This is a genomic window from Planktothrix rubescens CCAP 1459/22, assembly GCA_904830895.1.
Classification (GTDB): Bacteria; Cyanobacteriota; Cyanobacteriia; order Cyanobacteriales; family Microcoleaceae; genus Planktothrix; species Planktothrix agardhii.
The window spans coordinates 3,395,987-3,417,281 of the sequence record LR882958.1; the positions used below are offsets into that span (position 1 = coordinate 3,395,987).

At 40.2% G+C, this 21,295-nt stretch carries 19 protein-coding genes and 1 pseudogene; 11 read left to right on the forward strand and 9 right to left on the reverse strand.

The features are described 5' to 3' along the window. Positions 1-29: 29 nt before the first annotated feature. The 4 genes from NMG86_RS15885 to NMG86_RS15900 all read right to left on the reverse strand — a co-directional run bounded on the left by NMG86_RS15885 (position 30) and on the right by NMG86_RS15900 (position 2,826). Positions 30-443 (reverse strand): thiol-disulfide oxidoreductase DCC family protein, encoded by a 414-nt coding sequence (locus tag NMG86_RS15885; RefSeq protein ID WP_026786149.1) that lies wholly within the window; start codon positions 441-443, stop codon positions 30-32. 14 nt (positions 444-457) lie between these two features. Next, entirely contained in the window at positions 458-1,384 is a 927-nt protein-coding gene (locus tag NMG86_RS15890) for a glycosyltransferase family 2 protein (RefSeq protein WP_026798035.1), read from the reverse strand. Between the two features lie 15 nt (positions 1,385-1,399). Further along, positions 1,400-2,506, reverse strand: coding sequence for a phospho-N-acetylmuramoyl-pentapeptide-transferase (mraY, locus tag NMG86_RS15895; RefSeq protein ID WP_026798036.1), 1,107 nt, complete (start codon positions 2,504-2,506; stop codon positions 1,400-1,402). 68 nt (positions 2,507-2,574) lie between these two features. Beyond that, on the reverse strand, positions 2,575-2,826 hold the full coding sequence (locus tag NMG86_RS15900) for a DUF3134 domain-containing protein (RefSeq protein ID WP_026798037.1): 252 nt from the start codon (positions 2,824-2,826) through the stop codon (positions 2,575-2,577). Between the two features lie 129 nt (positions 2,827-2,955). Between NMG86_RS15900 and NMG86_RS15905 the strand changes: the two genes are divergently transcribed. From NMG86_RS15905 to NMG86_RS15925, 5 genes and pseudogenes are all read left to right on the forward strand, one after another. Then, positions 2,956-3,549, forward strand: a complete 594-nt coding sequence (locus NMG86_RS15905) for a PAP/fibrillin family protein (RefSeq protein ID WP_026786145.1) — start codon at positions 2,956-2,958, stop codon at positions 3,547-3,549. Between the two features lie 44 nt (positions 3,550-3,593). Beyond that, positions 3,594-4,274 carry a Uma2 family endonuclease gene (locus NMG86_RS15910; protein WP_026794691.1) on the forward strand — a complete coding sequence of 227 codons (681 nt, stop codon included), beginning with the start codon at positions 3,594-3,596 and terminating at the stop codon, positions 4,272-4,274. A gap of 270 nt (positions 4,275-4,544) precedes the next feature. Further along, a complete protein-coding gene (gene purB, locus NMG86_RS15915; RefSeq protein ID WP_026794692.1) occupies positions 4,545-5,840 on the forward strand; it encodes an adenylosuccinate lyase in 1,296 nt (431 codons plus the stop codon). 100 nt (positions 5,841-5,940) lie between these two features. Further along, positions 5,941-6,650: pseudogene (locus NMG86_RS15920) on the forward strand (M15 family metallopeptidase). Between the two features lie 155 nt (positions 6,651-6,805). Then, the gene (locus NMG86_RS15925) at positions 6,806-8,902 is read left to right on the forward strand and encodes a M3 family metallopeptidase (RefSeq protein WP_026798038.1); all 2,097 of its coding nucleotides are present in this window, start codon (positions 6,806-6,808) and stop codon (positions 8,900-8,902) included. A 116-nt stretch (positions 8,903-9,018) separates the two neighbouring features. On the opposite strand, the gene NMG86_RS15930 is transcribed toward NMG86_RS15925, so the two are convergent. After that, complete coding sequence (locus tag NMG86_RS15930; protein WP_237747628.1) at positions 9,019-11,235, reverse strand: hypothetical protein; 2,217 nt, start codon at positions 11,233-11,235, stop codon at positions 9,019-9,021. A 417-nt stretch (positions 11,236-11,652) separates the two neighbouring features. Here NMG86_RS15930 and NMG86_RS15935 point away from each other — a divergent pair, with 417 nt between their 5' ends. The 4 genes from NMG86_RS15935 (at position 11,653) to NMG86_RS15950 (ending at position 14,400) form a co-directional block, all read left to right on the forward strand. After that, on the forward strand, positions 11,653-11,937 hold the full coding sequence (locus NMG86_RS15935; RefSeq protein WP_042155755.1) for a DUF7734 family protein: 285 nt from the start codon (positions 11,653-11,655) through the stop codon (positions 11,935-11,937). A gap of 137 nt (positions 11,938-12,074) precedes the next feature. After that, positions 12,075-13,442, forward strand: a complete 1,368-nt coding sequence (locus NMG86_RS15940; protein ID WP_026798041.1) for a serine/threonine-protein kinase — start codon at positions 12,075-12,077, stop codon at positions 13,440-13,442. A 266-nt stretch (positions 13,443-13,708) separates the two neighbouring features. Next, a complete protein-coding gene (locus tag NMG86_RS15945; protein WP_043938561.1) occupies positions 13,709-14,026 on the forward strand; it encodes a hypothetical protein in 318 nt (105 codons plus the stop codon). 14 nt (positions 14,027-14,040) lie between these two features. Then, positions 14,041-14,400 (forward strand): hypothetical protein, encoded by a 360-nt coding sequence (locus NMG86_RS15950; RefSeq protein ID WP_052338750.1) that lies wholly within the window; start codon positions 14,041-14,043, stop codon positions 14,398-14,400. A 60-nt stretch (positions 14,401-14,460) separates the two neighbouring features. Here NMG86_RS15950 and atpC read toward each other — a convergent pair whose 3' ends face one another. The 3 genes from atpC to NMG86_RS15965 all read right to left on the reverse strand — a co-directional run bounded on the left by atpC (position 14,461) and on the right by NMG86_RS15965 (position 17,935). After that, entirely contained in the window at positions 14,461-14,874 is a 414-nt protein-coding gene (gene atpC, locus NMG86_RS15955; RefSeq protein WP_026798043.1) for an ATP synthase F1 subunit epsilon, read from the reverse strand. A 105-nt stretch (positions 14,875-14,979) separates the two neighbouring features. Further along, positions 14,980-16,428, reverse strand: a complete 1,449-nt coding sequence (atpD, locus tag NMG86_RS15960; RefSeq protein ID WP_026794700.1) for a F0F1 ATP synthase subunit beta — start codon at positions 16,426-16,428, stop codon at positions 14,980-14,982. Between the two features lie 121 nt (positions 16,429-16,549). Then, positions 16,550-17,935 (reverse strand): UDP-N-acetylmuramoyl-tripeptide--D-alanyl-D-alanine ligase, encoded by a 1,386-nt coding sequence (locus NMG86_RS15965; RefSeq protein WP_026798044.1) that lies wholly within the window; start codon positions 17,933-17,935, stop codon positions 16,550-16,552. 478 nt (positions 17,936-18,413) lie between these two features. Between NMG86_RS15965 and NMG86_RS15970 the strand changes: the two genes are divergently transcribed. After that, positions 18,414-19,706 (forward strand): Sll1247 family protein, encoded by a 1,293-nt coding sequence (locus tag NMG86_RS15970; protein WP_026798045.1) that lies wholly within the window; start codon positions 18,414-18,416, stop codon positions 19,704-19,706. A 402-nt stretch (positions 19,707-20,108) separates the two neighbouring features. Here NMG86_RS15970 and NMG86_RS15975 read toward each other — a convergent pair whose 3' ends face one another. Then, on the reverse strand, positions 20,109-21,020 hold the full coding sequence (locus NMG86_RS15975) for an IS5/IS1182 family transposase (RefSeq protein ID WP_026788241.1): 912 nt from the start codon (positions 21,018-21,020) through the stop codon (positions 20,109-20,111). Here NMG86_RS15975 and NMG86_RS15980 point away from each other — a divergent pair. Further along, complete coding sequence (locus NMG86_RS15980; protein ID WP_026798046.1) at positions 20,992-21,219, forward strand: hypothetical protein; 228 nt, start codon at positions 20,992-20,994, stop codon at positions 21,217-21,219. The genes NMG86_RS15975 and NMG86_RS15980 overlap by 29 nt on opposite strands. Positions 21,220-21,295 lie beyond the last annotated feature (76 nt).

A 21,295-nucleotide genomic window follows, 5' to 3' on the forward strand; every position in this document is an offset into this window, starting at 1 on the left:
TGTTCCTAATAAGGATCAAAAAAAATGATTTATTTTAAAGAACAGCTATCAAAACTGCATCGTGTTAAGCGTTTTCTCCGGGAAGCCACAAAGCTATAAATTTTCGGCCCTAAGAGGGAAGCACCCGGAAAATAAAGGATGAATAATAACGGCCAGAGAAGGGGTAGATAGTGAATCATTTCGCGCAATGCAAAGAAACCTGTTTTCACAGAACCATTAGGAAAAATGAGATGAATTTCAGCTAAACAGGCTTCTAAAGAAAGCTGAGGATAGGTCTTTTGAAGGGTCGTCCATTGTTCTTCAACGGGAATATAATTGAATTGTTGAAACCAGTCACAATAACATAAAAGGGTCATGGAACGAATACACAGAGGACAGAAACCATCATAAAGAATTTCCGGTTTTGGTTGACCCGAAAAATTGAGTTGATAACAGGAAAACATTTTAACCATCCTATTTAAAGTTGTTCAATTACTTTGGCTTGGTCTGATAATTTAGCCTGTTGTTGTCCTTGGAAACGAGCATTTCCATTAAATAAGGAGATGGGGGTACTAATTAAATCCACGATTTCGGCTTTTCCGGTTAAGAGTTTGACCGTACCCAGGGGTAATTCTTTTAAAAACCAACGTCCTAACCGATATAAATATTCTGAAGTTGTTAACTCTTTCATTAAATTAATCCCATGGAGTTCATGCAAATACCGATTTGATTCTCCATAGCGTCGCCACTGACTTTTTAATGCTTTTAAAGTTGACCGATGACGGTGTTTAACTATTGCTTGGGATGCTAATTCTAATTGATAATTGGTTTGTTGTTGAATCCGCCAACACATATCCGCATCTCCCCCAGTGGTGAGGTAGGGACGGAACAAACCCACCTGTTCAAAAATAACGCGACGTATGGCTAAATTAGCGGTTTGACCGTAGGGTAAAAAACTATTATTTAAGGTATGTTTTTGGGATAAAGTTTCTTGTTTATCTGCATATTTTTCTAATAGATTTTGACTGGGTAAGGCGATGATTTCACCTGCTACTAGACCAATATTGGGGTTAGAAAAGGGCTGAATTAATTGCTCTAACCATTGGGGTTCCGGTCGGCAATCCATATCGGTAAAGGCAATAATATCACTGGTTGCGACTTTAATTCCGGCATTGCGAGCGGCATAGGAACTTTGGATATTATTTTCTGATAATGAACGAATATTAATTGAAGAAGATGCGGCTAATTCCTGAACAATAGAAACAGAATTATCCTGACTATTGTTATCAACTAATAAATATTCTACTTGATCTGCCGGATAGGTTTGCGATCGCAAACATTCAATTAAATCCGGCAAATCAGTCTCGCCATTATAAACCGGAATGACAACAGAAAGGTTAATCATGATTCGGCCAAAAACCTAAAAAGGATTGTATCCTATAAGCAGGGTAATTAACACTAAGATAGCATTAATTAAATAGAAACTCCCTACTACTTGGGTTTCATGCCATCCTGATAATTCTAAATGGTGATGTATAGGAGCCATTTTGAACAGACGTTTACCCACACCCTCGGCGTTTTTTGTAGCTTTATAATAGCTAACTTGAGCAATTACAGAGAGGGTTTCCACGAAGAAAATTCCGCTAATTATTAATAACACCCATAAACTATTAGTTAATAGGGCAACCGTGGCTAAACTTCCTCCCAATGCTAAGGCTCCCGTATCTCCCATAAATACTTTTGCGGGGTTGCGGTTATGGGTAACAAATCCTAAACAACTGCCACTCATACAGGCACAAAAGGTGGTTAATTCCGGTGCGCTGGGCGCAACATAGGCTCCTAAACCCAAAAATGCGATCGCACCTAAACCGCCCATTAACCCATCCACACCATCGGTTAAATTGGTGGCATTACTTTCAGCAACTTGGACAAAAATTGCTAAGGGCCAGAATAATAATCCCAGGGGAATTGCTAATCCTAAAGGTAAAGTAACGCTGGTTAAAGTGGAAGATTGAGTTAATGCTAACCACACACAAAATAGCGTTGCAAAACCTACCTGCAACGCCAATTTCATTCGAGGAGAAATCCCTTTATTTGATTTACGTCTTAAAATCTGCCAATCATCTAACCAACCAATAAATCCATAGGCTAAGGTTAGGGTAGAAACGGCGATCACATTGGGATTAAATTGAGTTAAAATTAAAGCGATCGCCACTCCCACAGGAACAAAAAATATCCCTCCCATGGTTGGAGTTCCGGCTTTTTGTAAGTGGGCTTGGGGGCCATCTTCTCGAATAAATTGTCCGGCTTTAATCTTGACTAAAAGCGGAATTGCCCAATATCCTAAGATAGAAACGGCGATCGCACAAATCAAAGCGGGTAAAAATAACGAGCCTTGAACTTGAAATAAATTATCGTTCACCCAATCTAAACTAAAAGCGAATACACTCAACCCTAAACTCAGTAGAAACAATAGGGTTTGTCCAGACCAGTTGGATGATTTAACCGAATAAAGTTTGCTATCCACAAAAATTTTTAATCCTCAACACCACAAAATCACCATCCCAGAAATCGCTAGTTTCCTAGCGTCTATTTCTAGCTTTCTGATATATCATCATCATCATCATCATCATCATCGTCATAGGCAGAGTCATCAACGGAAATCAGATCGGTGATTTCTTCTTCCTCCTCCAAATAGTCAACGGTTGTGGTAGTACTGACGGTGGTATCTCGTTCGATTAGACGTCCGGTGGACTCTAACCAAGCTATCAGTGAAATTTCTTGTTTGGAAGGAATCACATCAGCCGGTTCATGGGCTGGGATTTCTCGCAAGGATGGGTTAAGCATTTTTAGTTTTCGGTGTCAAATATAATTGAGTTAGACTTAATCTAATTTTACAACAACCTCGCACAAATATTTTGAGTCTTATAGATTTAAAAAAGCTAACCAACAATCATTTAAACATAAGATAAAACTATGATTGACTCCAAAAAAGCCCTTTTATTAGAAATGATTGCGGGGAAAAATCGCGGTCTACTCGCCACCCCAGGGGATAAAGCCGCTATTTTATCCGCCCTGACTCAATTGGAAGAATTTAATCCCAACCCCCGCCCCCTAGAAGTTCCTCAACTGTTAGAGGGAAATTGGCGACTATTGTATACCAGTAGTGATGAATTACTGGGAATTGGTCGATTTCCTTTACTGCAATTGGGACAAATTTATCAATGTATTCGGGTTGGGGATCGGAAAGTTTATAATATTGCAGAAGTTCAAAGTTTACCACTATTAGAAGGATTAGTTAGTGTAGCCGCAGAATTTGAACCCGTTTCAGAAAAACGAGTTAATGTTAAATTTAATCGCTTTATTATTGGTTCTCAAAGGTTTATTGGGTATCAATCTCCTAATAGTTTAATTTCGGATATTGAAAAGGGGAAAAAATTCATTGCGATTGATTTTAGTTTACAAGCGCGGGATCAAAAAGGCTGGTTAGATATTACCTATTTAGATGAAGATTTAAGAATCGGACGGGGAAATGTAGGGAGTGTGTTTGTATTAACAAAAGTCATTTAATTTCTCACTATTCATTCGTAATTCGTAATTCGTAATTAACTATTATGTTATTAAAATACAATCCCGGTCTTTGTTTACCTTCTGCGGAAGATTTACCCGATTCTGATGATACGCCTGTGGATAACGAACTGCAAGATTTAATCCCGGGACTCCTGAAAATTCTCCTAGCTTCTATTTGGTCTGAACGTATGGATTGGTTTTTTGGGGTTGATATGGGAATTTATTATGATCCTGAACAACCTGCTATTGTTCCCGATGGTTTTTTAAGTGTGGGAGTTCCTCGAATTATTGATGAAGATTTACGCTTGAGTTATGTACTTTGGGAAGAACACGAAGTCCCTATTCTCATTATTGAGGTGGTGTCTCACAAACGCCGGGGAGAATATACGAAAAAGAAACAGTTTTATGCAGAAATGGGGGCATTATATTATGTGGTTTATAATCCCCTACGCAAACGAAAACCGCCTTTAGAAATTTATAAACTGGAAAATGGTACATACCAATTGCAAGCGGGTGAACGAGTTTGGTTAACGGAATTACAATTAGGTATTGGTCGAGAACGGGGAACCCATGTAGGAATTACGAGAGATTGGTTATATTGGTATAATCAACAGGGAAACCGTTATTTAACCGCCGAAGAACGTCTGCAACAATCTCAACAAAAAATACAACAACTGGAAGAACAATTACGACGTTTAGGAATTAATCCTAATCAACTAGATTAATATTAATTTGGAGAATTGTTGCCAATAAAATTAATTTCCTAACGTAGAGACGTACCATGGTACGTCTCTACAATAATTTGGAAACTTTTTAAGGGTTGCGATCGCTAATCCACATCAAAAGTTAAAATAGGACAGTTGTGCTAAATGGGATGTTAGTGACGTCGCTCGGATGCAGTAGATAAGAAATTGGGCTACAACTGTTTCACCAGTCTACTGTTGAACGATTAACGTCTGTTTTAACATCAAAGCGATAAAATCCAAACCTCAAATATGATAGAACGGTATACTTTGCCCGAAATGGGCAATTTGTGGACAGAGACTTACAAGCTACAAACTTGGTTACAAGTAGAAATAGCCGTCTGTGAGGCCCAGGCGGAGTTAGGATATATTCCATCGGCAGCCGTTGAGGAAATTAAGGCTAAGGCGAATTTTGATATCAAGCGGGTACTGGAAATTGAAGCAGAAGTCCGCCATGACATGATTGCCTTTTTAACCAATGTTAACGAATATGTTGGGGATGCCGGACGCTACATTCATTTAGGCTTAACCAGTTCCGATGTCTTGGATACGGCCTTAGCGTTGCAATTAGTGGCCAGTGTGGATTTGTTGTTAGAACGCACCGAAGCCTTAAGTCAGGCCATTCGTTACCAAGCGCAACAACATCGAGATACAGTAATGATCGGGAGATCCCATGGTATCCACGCTGAACCTATCACCTTTGGGTTTAAATTAGCCGGATGGTTAGCGGAAGTTTTTCGTAACCGGGAACGTTTGGTGCGTCTGCGTCAAACCGTGGCAGTGGGCAAAATTTCTGGGGCGGTGGGAACCTATGCTAACGTTGATCCGAGGGTAGAAGCGATCGCTTGTCGGAATTTAGGACTCGAACCCGATACCGCTTCCACCCAAGTTATTTCCCGGGATATTCATGCGGAATATGTGCAAACTTTAGCCTTATTAGCTGCTAGTATTGAACGGTTTGCGGTAGAAATTCGTAACCTGCAACGCACCGATGTTTTAGAAGTAGAAGAATTTTTTGCTAAAGGTCAAAAAGGTTCCTCTGCGATGCCCCATAAACGCAACCCTATTCGCAGTGAACGCTTAACCGGAATGGCGCGAATTATTCGGGGAAATGCGGTGGCTGCATTAGAAAATGTTGCCCTCTGGCATGAACGGGATATTTCCCATAGTTGCGTTGAACGAATGATCTTACCTGATTCTTCAACTGTGGCTCATTTTATGTTAGTGGAACTCACGGATTTAGTCAAGAATCTGTTAGTTTATCCCGAAAATATGCAGCGCAATATGAACCTTTATGGCGGTGTTGTCTTTAGTCAACGGGTATTATTAACCTTGGTTGAAAAAGGAATTAACCGCGAAGAAGCCTACAAAATTGTTCAATCCTGCGCCCATATTGCCTGGAATCAAACCGATGGAGATTTCCAATCTTTAATTAGAGAAAATGAACAAGTTAAAGCAACATTATCTCCCACAGAAATTGATACTTGTTTTGATCCTAAACATCACTTGAAAAACCTCGATCAAATCTATCAACGTTTAGACATATAAAAAGAAACCGGGTTTCTTCTCCTAACTTCTGGGATAAAATCAATATATTTCTTTCGGAAACCCGGTTTCTAACTAATTACATCACCATCATTTTAACCCTATGCTTTCTAAACTCTTGATGCGATTATTCTTATTTTTACTCCTAATTTTGGGTATTAACTGTAATTCCGTTCATGCTCAAAATTTAAACGCCCCTCCTGCTTCTCCTCCTGCTTCCCCTCCTCCCCTAGTAATTCAAGATTATAACCAAGTGCCAGAAACAGACAAATTAGTTGATATTAAAAGCGTTAACCTGAATATTCGTCACGATATTCGCTACGCCACAACCAACAATTTTTTAAAGAAAAAAATCTATTCTGTTCCCCGATGTTTATTACGTTCTGATGTTGCCCAACGGTTATCAAGAGTTCAACAGGATTTAGAACAAATGGGGTTAGGATTAAAAGTCTATGACTGTTATCGTCCCCTATCTGTGACTCGTCAAATGTGGGCAATTTTACCCGATACTCGTTATGTTGCTAACCCCGCCAAAGGGTCTCGCCATAACCGAGGGGCTGCGGTTGATTTAACCTTAGTTGATTTACACACCGGGGCTGAATTAGAAATGCCAACCGCCTTTGATGATTTTACCGATAAAGCCGCCAGGGCTTACCCCGGAAATTCTCCCAAGTTCGTCGGAATAGTGACTTACTTGCTGTTAAAATGAAGAAACAAGGATTTATTCCATTAATTACAGAATGGTGGCATTTTGATGCCCCCGGATGGGATAAATACGGCCTTTTGGATATTCCTTTAGAAAATATTCGTTAAAATAAATAATGCTCAAACCTTGATAGAGAACTCTTTTCTTTCCTATTCCCTGTTCTCTACTATACAATAGTGAGGTGCAAGACCTTATGGGAGTTGGGGGTTGTAAAGCCCCCCTCGACCCCTAATTTACCCCCTAAATTGAAAATAATAGAAGTATGAGTTCCACAATCACAGAAAACCCGCTATTAATTGGTCAGGGATTACCCCCTTTTGAACAGATTACACCCGATCAGGTTGTCCCTGGAATCACGCAACTGTTAACAGAATTAGAACAGGATCTTATTCAGTTAGAAACTGATGTAAAACCAACTTGGAAGGATTTAGTTGAACCTTTAGAAAAACTACAGGAACGGTTAACCTGGAGTTGGGGAATTGTGGGTCATTTAATGGGTGTTAAAAATAGCCCTGAACTCAGAACAGCCCATGCAACGGTTCAGCCTAATATTGTTCAATTTATCAATAAACTAAATCAAAGTAAAGCAATTTATCAGGCTTTTAAACAGTTAAGAAATAGCGATGAATGGGATAATTTAGATTCGGCTCAACAACGAATTGTGAATACGGCTTTACGAGATGCTGAATTATCTGGAGTTGGATTAGAAGGAGAAGATCGCGATCGCTTTAATACCATTCAGTTAGAATTAGCCGAGCTTTCCACTAAGTTTTCTAATCACGTTTTAGACGCAACAAAAGCCTTTAGTTTAACCTTAACAACACCGGAAGAAATCGCCGGATTACCCCCAAGTTTACTCAGTTTAGCTGCTCAAGCTGCCCGTTCATCGGGGTCAGAAAATGCCACCGCCGAAAACGGCCCCTGGCGAATTACTTTAGATTTACCTAGTTTTAGTCCCTTCTTAAAATATAGTCAGAGAAGAGATTTACGGGAACAAGTTTATCGCGGTTATATTAGTCGGGCGTCGAGTGGAGAATGGAATAATTTTCCCTTAATTGAAAGAATTTTAGAACTCAAAAAACAGAAAGCCAATATTCTCGGTTTCAATAGTTTTGCCGAACTGAGTTTAAAGAGTAAAATGGCTCCCAATGTGGAAGCAGTAGAAGCATTATTAGAAGAATTACGTCTTGTTAGTTATCAAGCAACTCAACAGGAATTTCAAGATTTAAAAGCCTTTGCTCTTGCAAAAGGAGCAGAAGAAGCCGAGAATTTACAACATTGGGATATTAGCTTTTGGTCAGAGCGACAACGGGAAGAAAAATTTGCCTTTACCGATGAAGAATTACGGCCTTATTTTTCCTTACCTCAAGTGTTAGATGGGTTATTTGGATTAGTTCAACGTATCTTTGAAATTACGATTATTCCCGCCGATGGTCAAGCCCCGATTTGGCATCCAGAAGTCCGTTATTTTCAAGTAGCTAATTCAAGCGGAAATCCGATCGCATTTTTCTATTTAGATGCCTATAGTCGCCCCGCAGAAAAGCGGGGAGGGGCATGGATGGATGATTGTATTAACCGAGCTAAATTCGTCGAAAATGGCGAAACTAAAATCCGATTACCTGTTGCTTATTTACAATGTAATCAAACGCCCCCGGTGGATGATAAACCTAGTTTAATGACCTTTGGAGAGGTAGAAACCTTATTTCATGAATTTGGTCATGGCCTGCAACATATGTTAACTATTGTTGACTATCCTGGGGCGGCGGGAATTAATAATGTGGAATGGGATGCGGTGGAATTGCCTAGCCAATTTATGGAAAATTGGTGTTATGATCAAGCCACATTATTTGGTATGGCAAAACATTATCAAACCGGAGAAACTTTACCCGAACATTATTATCAAAAGTTATTAGCGGCTAAAACCTACATGAGTGGGACAGCCATGTTAAGACAGTTACATTTTGCCTTGCTGGATATCGAATTACATCACCGTTATCAACCCGGAGGGAATGAAACTATTAACGATGTTCGTAACCTGATTGCCGAGAATACTATGGTTTTAAAACCTATAGTTGAAGATGCGTTTTTATGCGCCTTTGGTCATATTTTTGCCGGGGGTTATGCGGCCGGATATTATAGTTATAAATGGGCAGAAGTATTAAGTGCTGATGCCTTTGCCGCCTTTGAAGAAGCAGGATTAGATAATGAAAATGCGGTATCTGAAACCGGGAAACGCTTCCGAAATACGGTATTAGCTCTGGGGGGAAGTTTGCATCCCATGGAAGTATTTAAAGCCTTCCGAGGACGGGAACCAAGTACAAAACCTTTATTAATTCATAATGGTTTAGTTGCGGCTTAGTAATCAGTCATCAGTGATCAGTTAACAGTCATCAGTTTAAGAGTTATCAGTTAAGAAGTTAATAAATCAACTATCAACTATTAATAGTTAACTGATGACTGATGACTGACCACAGCTTATTCCAAGAATAAATTAGGATCTGGTGCATTATTTCCACCACTGGGGGCAGGTTCCGGTGCAGGTTCCGGTGCAGGTTCCGGTGCGGGTGCAATCTCCTGGGCTGGAGGTGCTGCGGGTTCGGAATAACTAGGTTGTGAATAACTAGGTTGTGAATAACTAGGTTGTTCGGAATAGCTAGGTTCGGAATAGCTAGGTTCGGAATAACTAGGTTCGGAATAACTAGGTTCGGAATAACTAGGTTCGGAATAACTAGGTTCGGAATTGTTATAATAACCCGAATCATTTGAATAGCTGGGTTCTGAATAGCTAGGTTGTGAATAGCTAGGTTCGGAATTGTTAGAATAGCCCGAATCATTGGAGTAGGAATCTTGATATACCGGACGGGCGGGTTCTGTGGGGGCTTGTTGGATCGCAAGCGACGCATCTCTTTCGGCCGCCCAACCTGCCACCGCCCCTTGAGCTTCAGAATATAATGCCCGACCATAGCGAATTTGAGCAGCTTCGGCGATCGCCTCACTCAGATTTCCCTTTTTCGCTAAATTATAAGCTCGATCCAAAATCGGTCGATCTTCGGCGGTTTGAACCGTGGCCACCCAACCGGAAACTTTATCCTGTGCCTGCTTATACAACGCTCGACGGTTGCCAATTTTGGAGGCTTTGTCAATTGCAGCACTCAGATTGCCTGCCTTGGCCAAGGCTAAAGCTTCATTAAGGACAGGCTGATCTTCAATAATCTCAATCCGTTTGTTCCATTCGGCAATTAAACTTTGAGCCTCCACCCGCAAGGGACGCCCCAAAGCCACCTGACGGGCTTGTTGTACCGCCAGGGAATATCCTTCCGGGGTTTCCGTCTGGGCTAACCGTTGCGCTAAAGCCAGATAGGGTCGATCCTCAAGACGTTGAATTTCCTTACGCCAATGGGCGACTAAGGTTTGAGCATGAACCCGCCGAGGCTGTTGGGGGGTAATCATCTGAGCTTGATCAATCGCCAGTTGTAAGGCAAAAGGGTGTTCAATATTTGCCACCGCCGTTGCCAATTGTAAACTGATTAGATCTTGGATTTGTCCTGAGACTTCTGTGGAGGTTACTTTAGCTTCCTCATAGGGCAGGGGTTGATTGCCCATTTTATCGAGGGTTGCTTGTCCTTCCGACAGAATCGCCATTTGTTGCCAAATAGATTTGCTACTGCCTTGATTCCAACTGAGGGCTTTCACTTCCGCCATTAAAATTAAATTTTGCGCTTCTGAATATAAAGGAGAATAGTTAGGAACTAAACCCGCAATTTTTGTTAAACCCTCTATATTTTTTTCCTTTAATTGTTTAGCAGCTAAATCAAGTAAAGATCGACTCCAATTTTTAATTTCTTTAATTGCCCCCGCTTGAATATAAAGTTTTTGATCAATTTGATTAGCTAAGGCGATCGCTTCGGCTAATTTTTCCGGGGTATTTTCCTTCGCCAACTCCCTAGCTTCATTCAGACGTTGATTCCCTTGACGTTCTAAGCTCAAACGATCCATGACTTCATTAAACCGTTTTTGACTCCAATGACTATTATTTAATTTGGATAAAGCCTGGGCATATTCAAAGGCTTTACTCCAATCTAATGCCTTCATTGCTTCTTGGGCTTTGTCATAAATTTTTTGCCCCTGACCCCAATTATTTTTCCATCCCTCAATAGCGACGGCCACCGATTCATAAGCGGGGGTATTTTTCGGGACAATATTAACAATGGCTAAGGCATCCTCTAAATTTCCGGTTTCAATCTTCTTCTCTGCAATTGTAATTAAAGTCTGTGACCACTCTTTCATTTTTTTCTGCGCTAGTCCCTGGAGGGGATGGTCAGCCGGCCAACTAGCAACCAGGGCAAAGGCTTGACGTAAGGGTTCAATTTTGCCCGACTTTGTAGCCATATCGGCACAATACAAATGTTCACTATCGGGAGATAGGGACGAAATATCCTCACAGTTTGGCACGGGTGGCATTGTCAATAACCACAACAACGCCCCCGTCCCCATCGTCCCAAACCCCAGCAAGACAATCAGCCAGAGAAATGGCCAACCCCAAAACCAAGCCGGAAGTTTCAACGGGATTTTTTTCTCGGTCTTGGCGGTTTCCTCTACCGGGGTTTCTAAAGCATTTTCCGATAGGATAGGACTCGAAACTTCCTGATTGGGTTCTGATGGAGAGACATGGGTTTTGTCAAACTGTGGCATTGTCATGACTGCGCCTTATTCGGTACGATCTTTCAAAGTTGCCTTATTGACATCCTCACCGCCCTAAAAGCGCGACGATTCCTAAATCTCACGATTTAGGTTTGGTGCTTTTTTGCAACTGCCTCCACATTCTAATACAAAGCCTAACTACGAAGTTAAAGATTTTAGACCTAATTTTTCGATAATGGTGGGAGGCTTTGACATATCCCTGAGTAGTTGTGGTGCTGGTGTTCAAAACTCTGTTTGTCCAGTAGCTTAGACTAAAGCGATTATCAAACAGTTAGTGACATTACGGCAAGGAACGGTTAAAGCTGAAAATGAAGGTTAGGGAAAAGGATCTATTTTTACTATTAATTTTCCCTTGCAAAAATCTTCCTATTTAACCTCTTTTAATTCAATTAATTAGGAATTTTAATCATGAAACGCTTAGAACAATATACCACTAAACGCCCTCAAGAAGTTTTAATTGTTAAAATTGAAATTGATGGCGAATTTGATGAAATTGCGATTTTTAAAGGATTTTCTAGTTCGTTAATGCGTCCCACCGCTTTTGATCCTGATATTCCTATTATTCCTAACACAGCTAAAATCCTTGAAATTGATCGTCTATCTAGTCCTTATAATCCCACCGAACCCCATTATATTCAACAGGGATTAACCTGGGAAATGATGCAGGAATTATTAACAGAATTGGGGCTATAATTGTTGATTCAGAAACCGTGTTTCTCAATTGATCTTTCTGTTAATAGCAAAAGTTATGGCAGAAACCAGGTTTCTTGGTATTCATTTCAAGATGCGATCGCTTACAATAATATAGATTGATTCACCTCTAAACTTCTATGTCATGGACACCGGGCTACCAGTTGCGTCAGCGTCCCTATGTTATTGAAACAATTCTGGGACAAGGGGGTTTTGGGATCACCTACAAAGCCAAACATTTACAATTAGATCATCAAGTTGTTCTGAAAACTCCTAATGCGGGTCTACAAAATGACCCCGAATATCCTAAATATGTTCAACGCTTTATTCAAGAAGGTAAAACTTTAGCGAAACTTTGCCAAAATTCCCATCCCCATATTGTCCGAGTTAGTGATTTATTTGAAGAAAATGGGCTTCACTGCTTAGTCATGGAATTAATTGTGGGGCAGAGTTTATGGGAATTTGTGCAAACAAAAGGTCGGTTATCGGAAGCAGAAGCAGTTAATATTATTCGTCAAATTGCTGATGCTTTGGTTATGGTTCATAACGCTGGAATTATTCACCGAGACGCTCATCCGGCGAATATTATGTTAAGAAATAATACCTCGGCGGTGTTAATTGATTTTGGACTAGCTGCGGAAATTATGCCCAGGGTGATGAGTTCAAAACATCCGGCTAATTTAAACTTTGCCCCCTATGAACAATTCCTAGAAGGCAGTGGGAAACCGACGGTTGATGTTTATTGTTTAGCGGCTTCTTTATATTATGCCATTACCGGACAATTACCAACCCAGGCTTTAACTCGCAAGTTGAAAAATCAAGCCTTAATCCCACCTAATAGAATTGTTAAAATTAGTGATAAAATTAATGATGCTATTGTGAAAGGCTTGGGGTTAGAACCGGAACAACGTCCTCAAACGATGGCGGAGTTTTTGAGATTATTAGATATTCAACCCCAACCTGTTCAGATTCCCCAACCGGATATAGAATTAAAGTCAGCTAAAGGGGTTAATTATCATCAATTAGAACAACTTTTGAAAGCCGGAAGTTGGAAAAAAGCTGACGAAGAAACGGCTAACAAAATGTGTGAAGTCGCCGGAAGAACAAAGGAGGGATATTTAAGGGTTGAAGATATTAATAAATTTCCCTGTGAGGATTTACGCACCATTGACCAACTTTGGGTAAAATACAGCAATGGTCGCTTTGGATTCAGTGTCCAGAAGAAGATTTGGCTGGAAGTCACTTGTGAGCCGGAAGTTGGCGATATTGATGAATATGAGATAGAATTTAATCTGGGTGATCGCGTTGGATGGAGAAAGAACGACAGTTGGATGGATGGTTGGATGAACTACGATGATCTGACCTTTTCCATATTAGCTCCTGTAGGCCACCTCCCTGTTCGTTGTGTGTGGGTTTTGCAGTTTTGGAGTTTGGGGGCGGGTTCGTGGAGTCCGGTGTTGGGTGCAGTTTCTTCTCTCGCGTCGAGACTAGCAAACTGTAACATATAAGGCTTACATATTTTCGTAAACATTTATGACATTGATTGAATGTAGGGGCGGGTTCGCCGGGATTTTTGTTAATAATAATTAACCTAAATAAACTCGCCCAACCCCATAATAGGAATCAATATCAACCCGGTTTTATTAACGTTAAATTTTGGTGAGGTGGGGCAGGTTTATCAAGATTATTTGTCAGATTTGAAAGATTTTGTCGAACTCGCCCCTACGGGTTTTAAAGTTGTTCGCAAATTATTAAGTGATCGGAGGTTTGATAAATGAAAAACGATATTTTTGATCAGTTTCTTGGTTTCTTACAAAATTTAGATCAACAAGAAATTAGCTATTCTCTAGCTCATCATCGGGATGAGGCGATTATGGTGAGTGTTGCGCTTCCTGGGGAGCGTTGGGAAGTTGAATTTTTGAATGATGGATCTGTCGAGATTGAAAGATTTATTAGTCAAGGCGAAATATCGGGAGAAGAATCTTTAAACGAATTATTTTCTCGATATTCAGATCCAGAGGATGTTTCTATTAAGACTAATTCAAATCCTAACTTGGTATCTATGTTCTTAATTCCCAATAATGTCCAATAATTCCCAATTTACCGATGAACAAATCTATCAACAACCTCTACGACTTACTCGAAAAAATTAAACAAAAACCAGGAATGTATATTGGGAGTCCTAATATTAATAATTTATTGATGTTTTTGTGTGGTTATCAATACGCCTGTGAAGCGATGGAACTTCCTGAAAGCGAACAAGAAATGGAATTTACACAATTTCAGCCTTGGTTACAAGCTAAATTTGGGGTCAATACTTCCGCATCTTGGGCTAGAATTATTTTATTGTATTCTAGTGATGAAGCCGACGCTTTTAAAAATTTCTTTGATTTATTAGCCGAGTTTAGAAATCAGCAACATGATTCAGAAACAATTAAAAAAGAGTCGTTATCTTTAAAGGTTTAAATTGCTGGTGAGTGAGGGTTAGAAACCGGGTTTATTAAGAGAAACCCGGTTTCTTGTTTGTTATTCGATAACACCACCAGCCGCTTGTAACCGCGCTCTGGCTCTTTTAATAGCTTTTGTCGCTTTAATTTTGGCTTTTTTAGAATCACCAGTTTCAGCCGCTTCTAAATCAGCTTGAGCCTTGGTATAGGCGGTACGGGCAGCTTCTAAATTAATAGTATCACCCCGTTCAGCACCATTCACCAAGATGGTGACTTCATTGGCTTCCACTTCAGCAAACCCACCCATTAAGGCGATAGGAGTCCATTTATTTTTAGACCGAACCCGCAGCACCCCGGTATCTAAGGCTGTCAATAGGGGAGCGTGACCCGTCAGAATACCCACTTGGCCGGTTGTACTCGGAAGAATCACCTCATCAGCATTTTCATCCCAGACCGTCCGATCTGGAGCGATTACACGCACAGTTAATGTCATTTGTCAAGAGTTAATAAAATATTATCGAGATCAAAAAATAAGGGTTGTTGGGCCGTTGTTGGGCTTTAGCCCTCCCAATCCTAGCCCAACAACAGTCGGTCAACCTTAGCCTTTGAGTTTTTCGGCTTTAGCAATCACTTGGTCAATGTCGCCCACCATGTAGAATGCTTGTTCTGGCAGATCATCAAGTTCTCCAGCCATAATCATATTGAAGCCTTTGATGGTTTTTTCCAGGGTGACATACTGACCCGGAGAACCTGTGAACACTTCCGCCACAAAGAAAGGCTGAGATAGGAATTTCTCAATTTTCCGAGCGCGAGCCACGGTCATTCGATCTTCTTCAGACAGTTCATCTAAACCTAAAATGGCGATGATGTCTTGTAATTCTTTATACCGTTGCAGGGTGGATTGCACAGCCCGGGCGGTGTTATAGTGTTCGCTACCGACAATCGACGGCTGTAACATCGTCGAAGTGGAATCCAGGGGATCAACCGCAGGATAGATACCTTTAGAAGCCAAACCCCGTGATAATACGGTGGTAGCATCTAAGTGAGCAAAGGTGGTGGCTGGGGCGGGGTCAGTTAAGTCATCCGCAGGCACATAAACCGCTTGAATCGAAGTAATAGAGCCTTCTTTAGTAGAAGTAATCCGCTCTTGCAATTCACCCATTTCTGTCCCTAGGGTGGGCTGATATCCCACAGCAGAGGGCATCCGACCTAACAGAGCGGACACTTCAGAACCCGCTTGCACGAACCGGAAGATATTATCAATAAACAGGAGCACGTCTTGTTTGCTGATATCGCGGAAATATTCGGCCATCGTCAAAGCCGACAGACCCACCCGCATTCTAGCTCCGGGGGGTTCGTTCATCTGGCCATAAACCAGAGCCACTTTTGATTGAGTCAAGTCTTTGGTGTTGATCACCCCAGACTCGATCATTTCATTGTAAAGATCGTTCCCTTCCCGGGTACGTTCGCCCACACCGCCGAACACGGAAACTCCCCCGTGCGCCTTAGCGATGTTGTTAATCAGTTCCATAATAATAACGGTTTTGCCGACTCCGGCTCCACCGAACAGACCAATTTTACCGCCCCGACGATAGGGGGCTAACAGGTCTACCACTTTAATCCCCGTTTCAAACACAGAGGGTTTTGTTTCTAACTGAGTAAAAGCTGGGGCGGGACGGTGAATGGAAGAAGTTTCTTCGGTTTGCACCGGGCCTAAATTATCGACGGTTTCGCCGATAACGTTAAAAATCCGTCCTAGGGTCGCTGGGCCAACGGGAACACAAATCGGAGCGCCCGTATCAACAACTTCCATCCCTCGGACTAAGCCATCGGTGGTACTCATGGATACGGAGCGAATTTGGCCGTCGCCTAGAAGTTGTTGGACTTCGCAAACAATAGAAATATCTTGACCAACTTCGTTTTTGCCACTAATTTTTACTGCATTGTAGATTTCCGGCAAATGACCGCTCGGAAATTTGATATCTACAACCGGGCCAATGATTTGAGTGACGTGGCCTACATTTGTTTTTTCTGCGGTGCTGACCATGGGTTTGCTTATTGGTTAATACAAGTTGATTCCGAAATCGTCTCGGAAACGTTTAGAAGAATTTAATATTGCCATCTTTTAGGTTATCACTGATCAGTGATCACGTTTGAGCGATTTGATTCTATTGAAAATCCGATCCCAATAATTCTACAACCCGATTTAGTTGCACCGAATGGGAGGCTTTAAATAAAATCCGATCCCCGGGCTGGATCAAGGCTTTTAACTGTTGTACCATTTGAGCATGAGCATCGGAGGTCTGTACATCAACTATTGACACTAACGGAACACCGCCAGCCCCCTTTGCTAAGGCATTGGCGGCCTCAAACTCTGCCAAAATCAATAATCCGTCCAAATTCAGTTCCCGCACGGTGCGCCCCACTTGTTCATGGAATTCTAGCGATCGCTCTCCTAACTCTTTCATCGTCCCTAATACGGCAATATGGCGTTTCCCTGGGGTTTGGGCCAATAACCGCAAGGCTGCTAACATTGATTCCAACCCGGCATTATAGGTTTCATCGAGGATCACTAAATCTTCCCCCCACTGATAGCGTTTTGCCCGGCCATCGGGTAACTGTACCGCTATTGGTTGCTGAAAAGGCTTGTATGAGGTTTGCGCCCCATAAATTCCCCTAAATACGGCTAATGCGGCTAGGAAATTAGAGGCGTTATGCTCCCCAGGTAAGGGTAAGGGTAAATCTATTCCTTCGACTCGCAAGGTTTGGGCGTCGATTAATTCTCCTCGCAGATCTCCCTCTTTTAACCCATAGGTAATTGTATTACCTGACCAAACTTTAGCGGCGGTATTGATTAAACGATCCTGATCTTGATTTAATACTGCTAAACTGGTTTTTGGCATTTCTGCTAATAGTTCACATTTGGCTTGGGCGATCGCATCTTCCGACCCCAACAGTCCAATATGAGCCGTCCCCACATTAGTAATTACCCCAATTGTCGGTAGAACAATTTGGGTTAATTCGGCAATTTGTCCGACTCCGCGCATAGCCATTTCTATTACGGCAAAATCATGATCGGATGTTAGTTGTAATAGGGTTTTAGGAACTCCAATTTCATTGTTATAATTGGCTTGAGTTTTTAACACTTTGCCTTGAGTTCCTAATATGGCCGCAATTAATTCCTTAGTTGTAGTTTTCCCCACCGAACCTGTGACCCCGATAATCGGAATCTGAAATTGATCCCGCCACCATCGGGCAATCTGTTGATAGGCTGTTAAGGGGTTGGGAACCGGGAAAAGGGGCAAATTCGGGTGATTTTGGGCAAAATCCTTAGTGACAATCGCAGCAATGGCTCCCTGGTTAATCGCCTGTTCCACAAAATTATGGCCATCAAAGTGTTCCCCCTGTAGTGCTAAAAATACCTCTCCAGGTTTAATACTGCGGGTATCGGTTGTGATCCCGATTACGGTTGTAGAATCCGTGGAATTACGGTAAAATGGGGAATTAATCGCTAAAATCTGAGCAATCTGACCGAGAGTGATGAGATTAGACATTCTCTGAACTCTTGAAAATTGATTATTATTGATTACTCAGATATGATATTCTAAAACATCGCGGGTTTTGTAGCGATTTTTATTGAGATTGATTGCGATTTCAGCCCTAGTTGTTGAAAATAGCATAACAAGCTGGAAAATATATTATTAATCGGAACTATTTCCCCTAATAGTTCTTTTATAGAAATCTATTCAACTGAATGGTGGTGCGAGTATTCGATATCGGGTCAGGATGACCGAAGCATTCTTGAATAGATTTGCCCAGGATGTCAAGGGTTGAACTTCTTTTAAATCACTTTTTTTTAAAGAGTTTTTGATCTAAGTTCTATCATCTGTAATCTTACAAAATCTTCCCGTCTCCATACCGCTATTTTATTGTAGATTTTAAAACTTAATTAGGGTCAAAATCATAAATTTATTGTTATCATAAAACTTAACTATAAAATTACACTCAAATTGAGTAGATGGGTAATCAAAAATGAACAACAATTTAGCAAATCCTTTTAATCGAGCTACTGTTAAAGAAGAACAAATTCTCTATAATCACTTACTCGAAAAGGTAGAAATAGAGGAGCCTCCTCAAATGATAGAAAGGCTGAATCTATTATTTATTCAAGGGTCAGGATATCCAGATTTGGAAGTCTCTAAAGCCTTGAATAAATTAGTCATCTCTAAATTAGAGACTCAGGATTTTAATTATATCCTGAATCGTTGTTGTTATATTTTAATTAATCGCTGGCATACTTCTCCCGAAAGGAAAACAGCTATTAATAAATTAATTCAACTTTTTGATGAATCTATTCTCAAAGTTAGAAAAGTTTATTCTTATTCCCGAAATGTTCGGGAATTGGGGGATTTGGTTTGTGAATTTACTAAAAGTGAGCAGTATTTGGCATTAAAACGCTTTGCAGAAGTGATTAATCAACCAGCAGAATTAGATTATAAAACCCAATCTTCCGAACCCCTAAGAATATTAATTCCTCGCTATCCCTATCTTTATAAACATTGTTTACTCAGTGAAGATAGTTCCTATGAACATCGACAGATGATTCAACTCATTCAAGTTCAAAAACAACGGAAATATGAACTGGATTTATCTCAGTATGCAGCCCATCAAATGCGACTCGCCAACATCGCCCGACGGACATCCATAGAAGAAGCCAGAAAAATTGTTTCTCCGGTTCCCAATCCTACCTTTTTAAATAATAGAGAACTATTTGCCGCCCTGAAACAATTTGTGGGCAAAATAGAAGGAACACAAACCTATAAAGATTTAGCTCAAAGTTTTCTATCCCAGACTAAAACTAATCAATCTTTTCGAGAATTTAAAAACAGTTTATATGAATATATCAGCCCAACTTCTATTGATTCATCCTATATCCGTAATCAATTTAATGATAAATTATACAAACAGTTACAAAATACTATTCCCCATAGTGATGAAGAAAATTTTAGTGAATTTCTCCTCCTGAGAACTTGTAACCAAATATTAAACTTTCTGGTGGTTGAAAGTCCCCAAAAACCCAATCATTTTGTGTTTATCGACTTAATTGCTAATGTGGGCCCCACCATGACCGTAGGTTTATTACTCAAAATCGTTTTAATTTGTCGAAAAGTCAAACCCTACCTAGAAAAACGATTTGCTATTTTATTTAATCATTACGAGTCCTGTTCTCAAGATGGAGTTCTCTGGTTAGTAAAAGTATTGGAAAACTTAAATATTGCTTTAAGTACCAACTTTGGTGGCGTTGATTTGTCTTTCATCAGATAAACTTCCTTAATTAAATATCTGAAAAAAGTGCTTGGAAATTTAGGTTAAGAATATCCAATTAATTTTGTTTAGGTACTTATAGCAAGAGGGAATAGGGAATAGGGAATAGGGAATAGGGAATAGGGAATAGGGAATAGGGAATAGGGAATAGGGAATAGGGAATAGGGAATAGGGAAATACTTACTGTGAGCAGCTTTTAGCTTTCAAGAATGTCCTAATAGATGCGGCAACTTCTATATTAGATATCTCCGAAAATCCCCAAATGCCATCTATCGCTAATTTTTGAACCTCTAGCACTCCTGTGCCGGGTTCTCCCAAAGTAACGGATTTATAGGCTTTTTCAGTTACATTAATAATAATTAATGAATTTTATCTCTGATATTCAATCATTTTTTACAAGAATTATGGGCAATTCTTAGATGATAATACAATCGCTCCTATTCGCCATCTTATTAGTCCACATACTGTCAAGATTACTGCTTCATAATTTTCCCTCTTTAACCGAAATCTTTCTGAAGCAACTCGATAAATTTTTATCAGTCTTATTAAATGTTCGACTACAATCCTTTGTTTGGCTTTTAACCGATTTTCTTCTCGATGTTCAAGCGATATTTCTTGATTTCTCGGTTTCTTATGTGGTGTATTAATTGCTGTTTCCCCTACATAAGCTTTATCCCCTCTGTATTTTTGATTGTTCCCCAATTCCTCGCTTCTTTCTCTCCACAATTTTAGATCGCTTGTTGCTCCGGTATAACCCACTACTACATCCACTATTTCTTTCCCATTTGGCATGACAATCACTTGATTTTTAAACGTATGTGTTTTTTTCTTTCCTGAGTAATATTTTTTCTGCTCTTCATTGTCTGTTGGTCTTTGCATGGGCTGTTCATAGCTATCTACTATTAACTCAAATTCCAGCAGAATTTTTTCTACCCACTCCCAATCACTCTCGTTTTTTTTTACTTGCTCAACTAAACTCGCTGGTAGTAATTCTCTGAAGATTTTTATCCAGTTATGGAAAATATCATTCGCTGTTGATTCACTCACTTCAAACTGTAACCCTAACATTTGAAATGTGGGCATCTGATGCAGATAAATTAGAGTTAGTAATATTTGTTCATCCACAGATAATTTCTGGCGACGACCCCCACCTGCTTTAATCAACCTGATTTTAGTTTTTTCTTGTTCCTGTCGTTTTTCTTGTTCTAATAACTCCGCAGCTTGAATGAGTTCTATCAACTGTTCATATTCCATCCCTAATAGCCTTTTTGCTTGCTGGGGATTCTTGTCCAGATACTCTCTTAAGTTACTCATCTCTTATTGGGGTAAAATCCAATTTTACCATCTTGCTATCCTTCCCAATTTATATTTTGGAGATGTCTATTATATCACAATCAAAATCCAGAATTGCGATCGCAAACGAACTTGGTTTAATGCTGTTTCTGAAATTCAATGGTTTGATGCCGATAGTTCTAATTTATTAGATCAAGTTTGGAAATTAATTATTTTATAAGTACCTAAACAAAATTAATTACACATCCTCTACCCTGTTCCCTCTCTCAACTAGGTAATTTATTTTGTGCAACTAC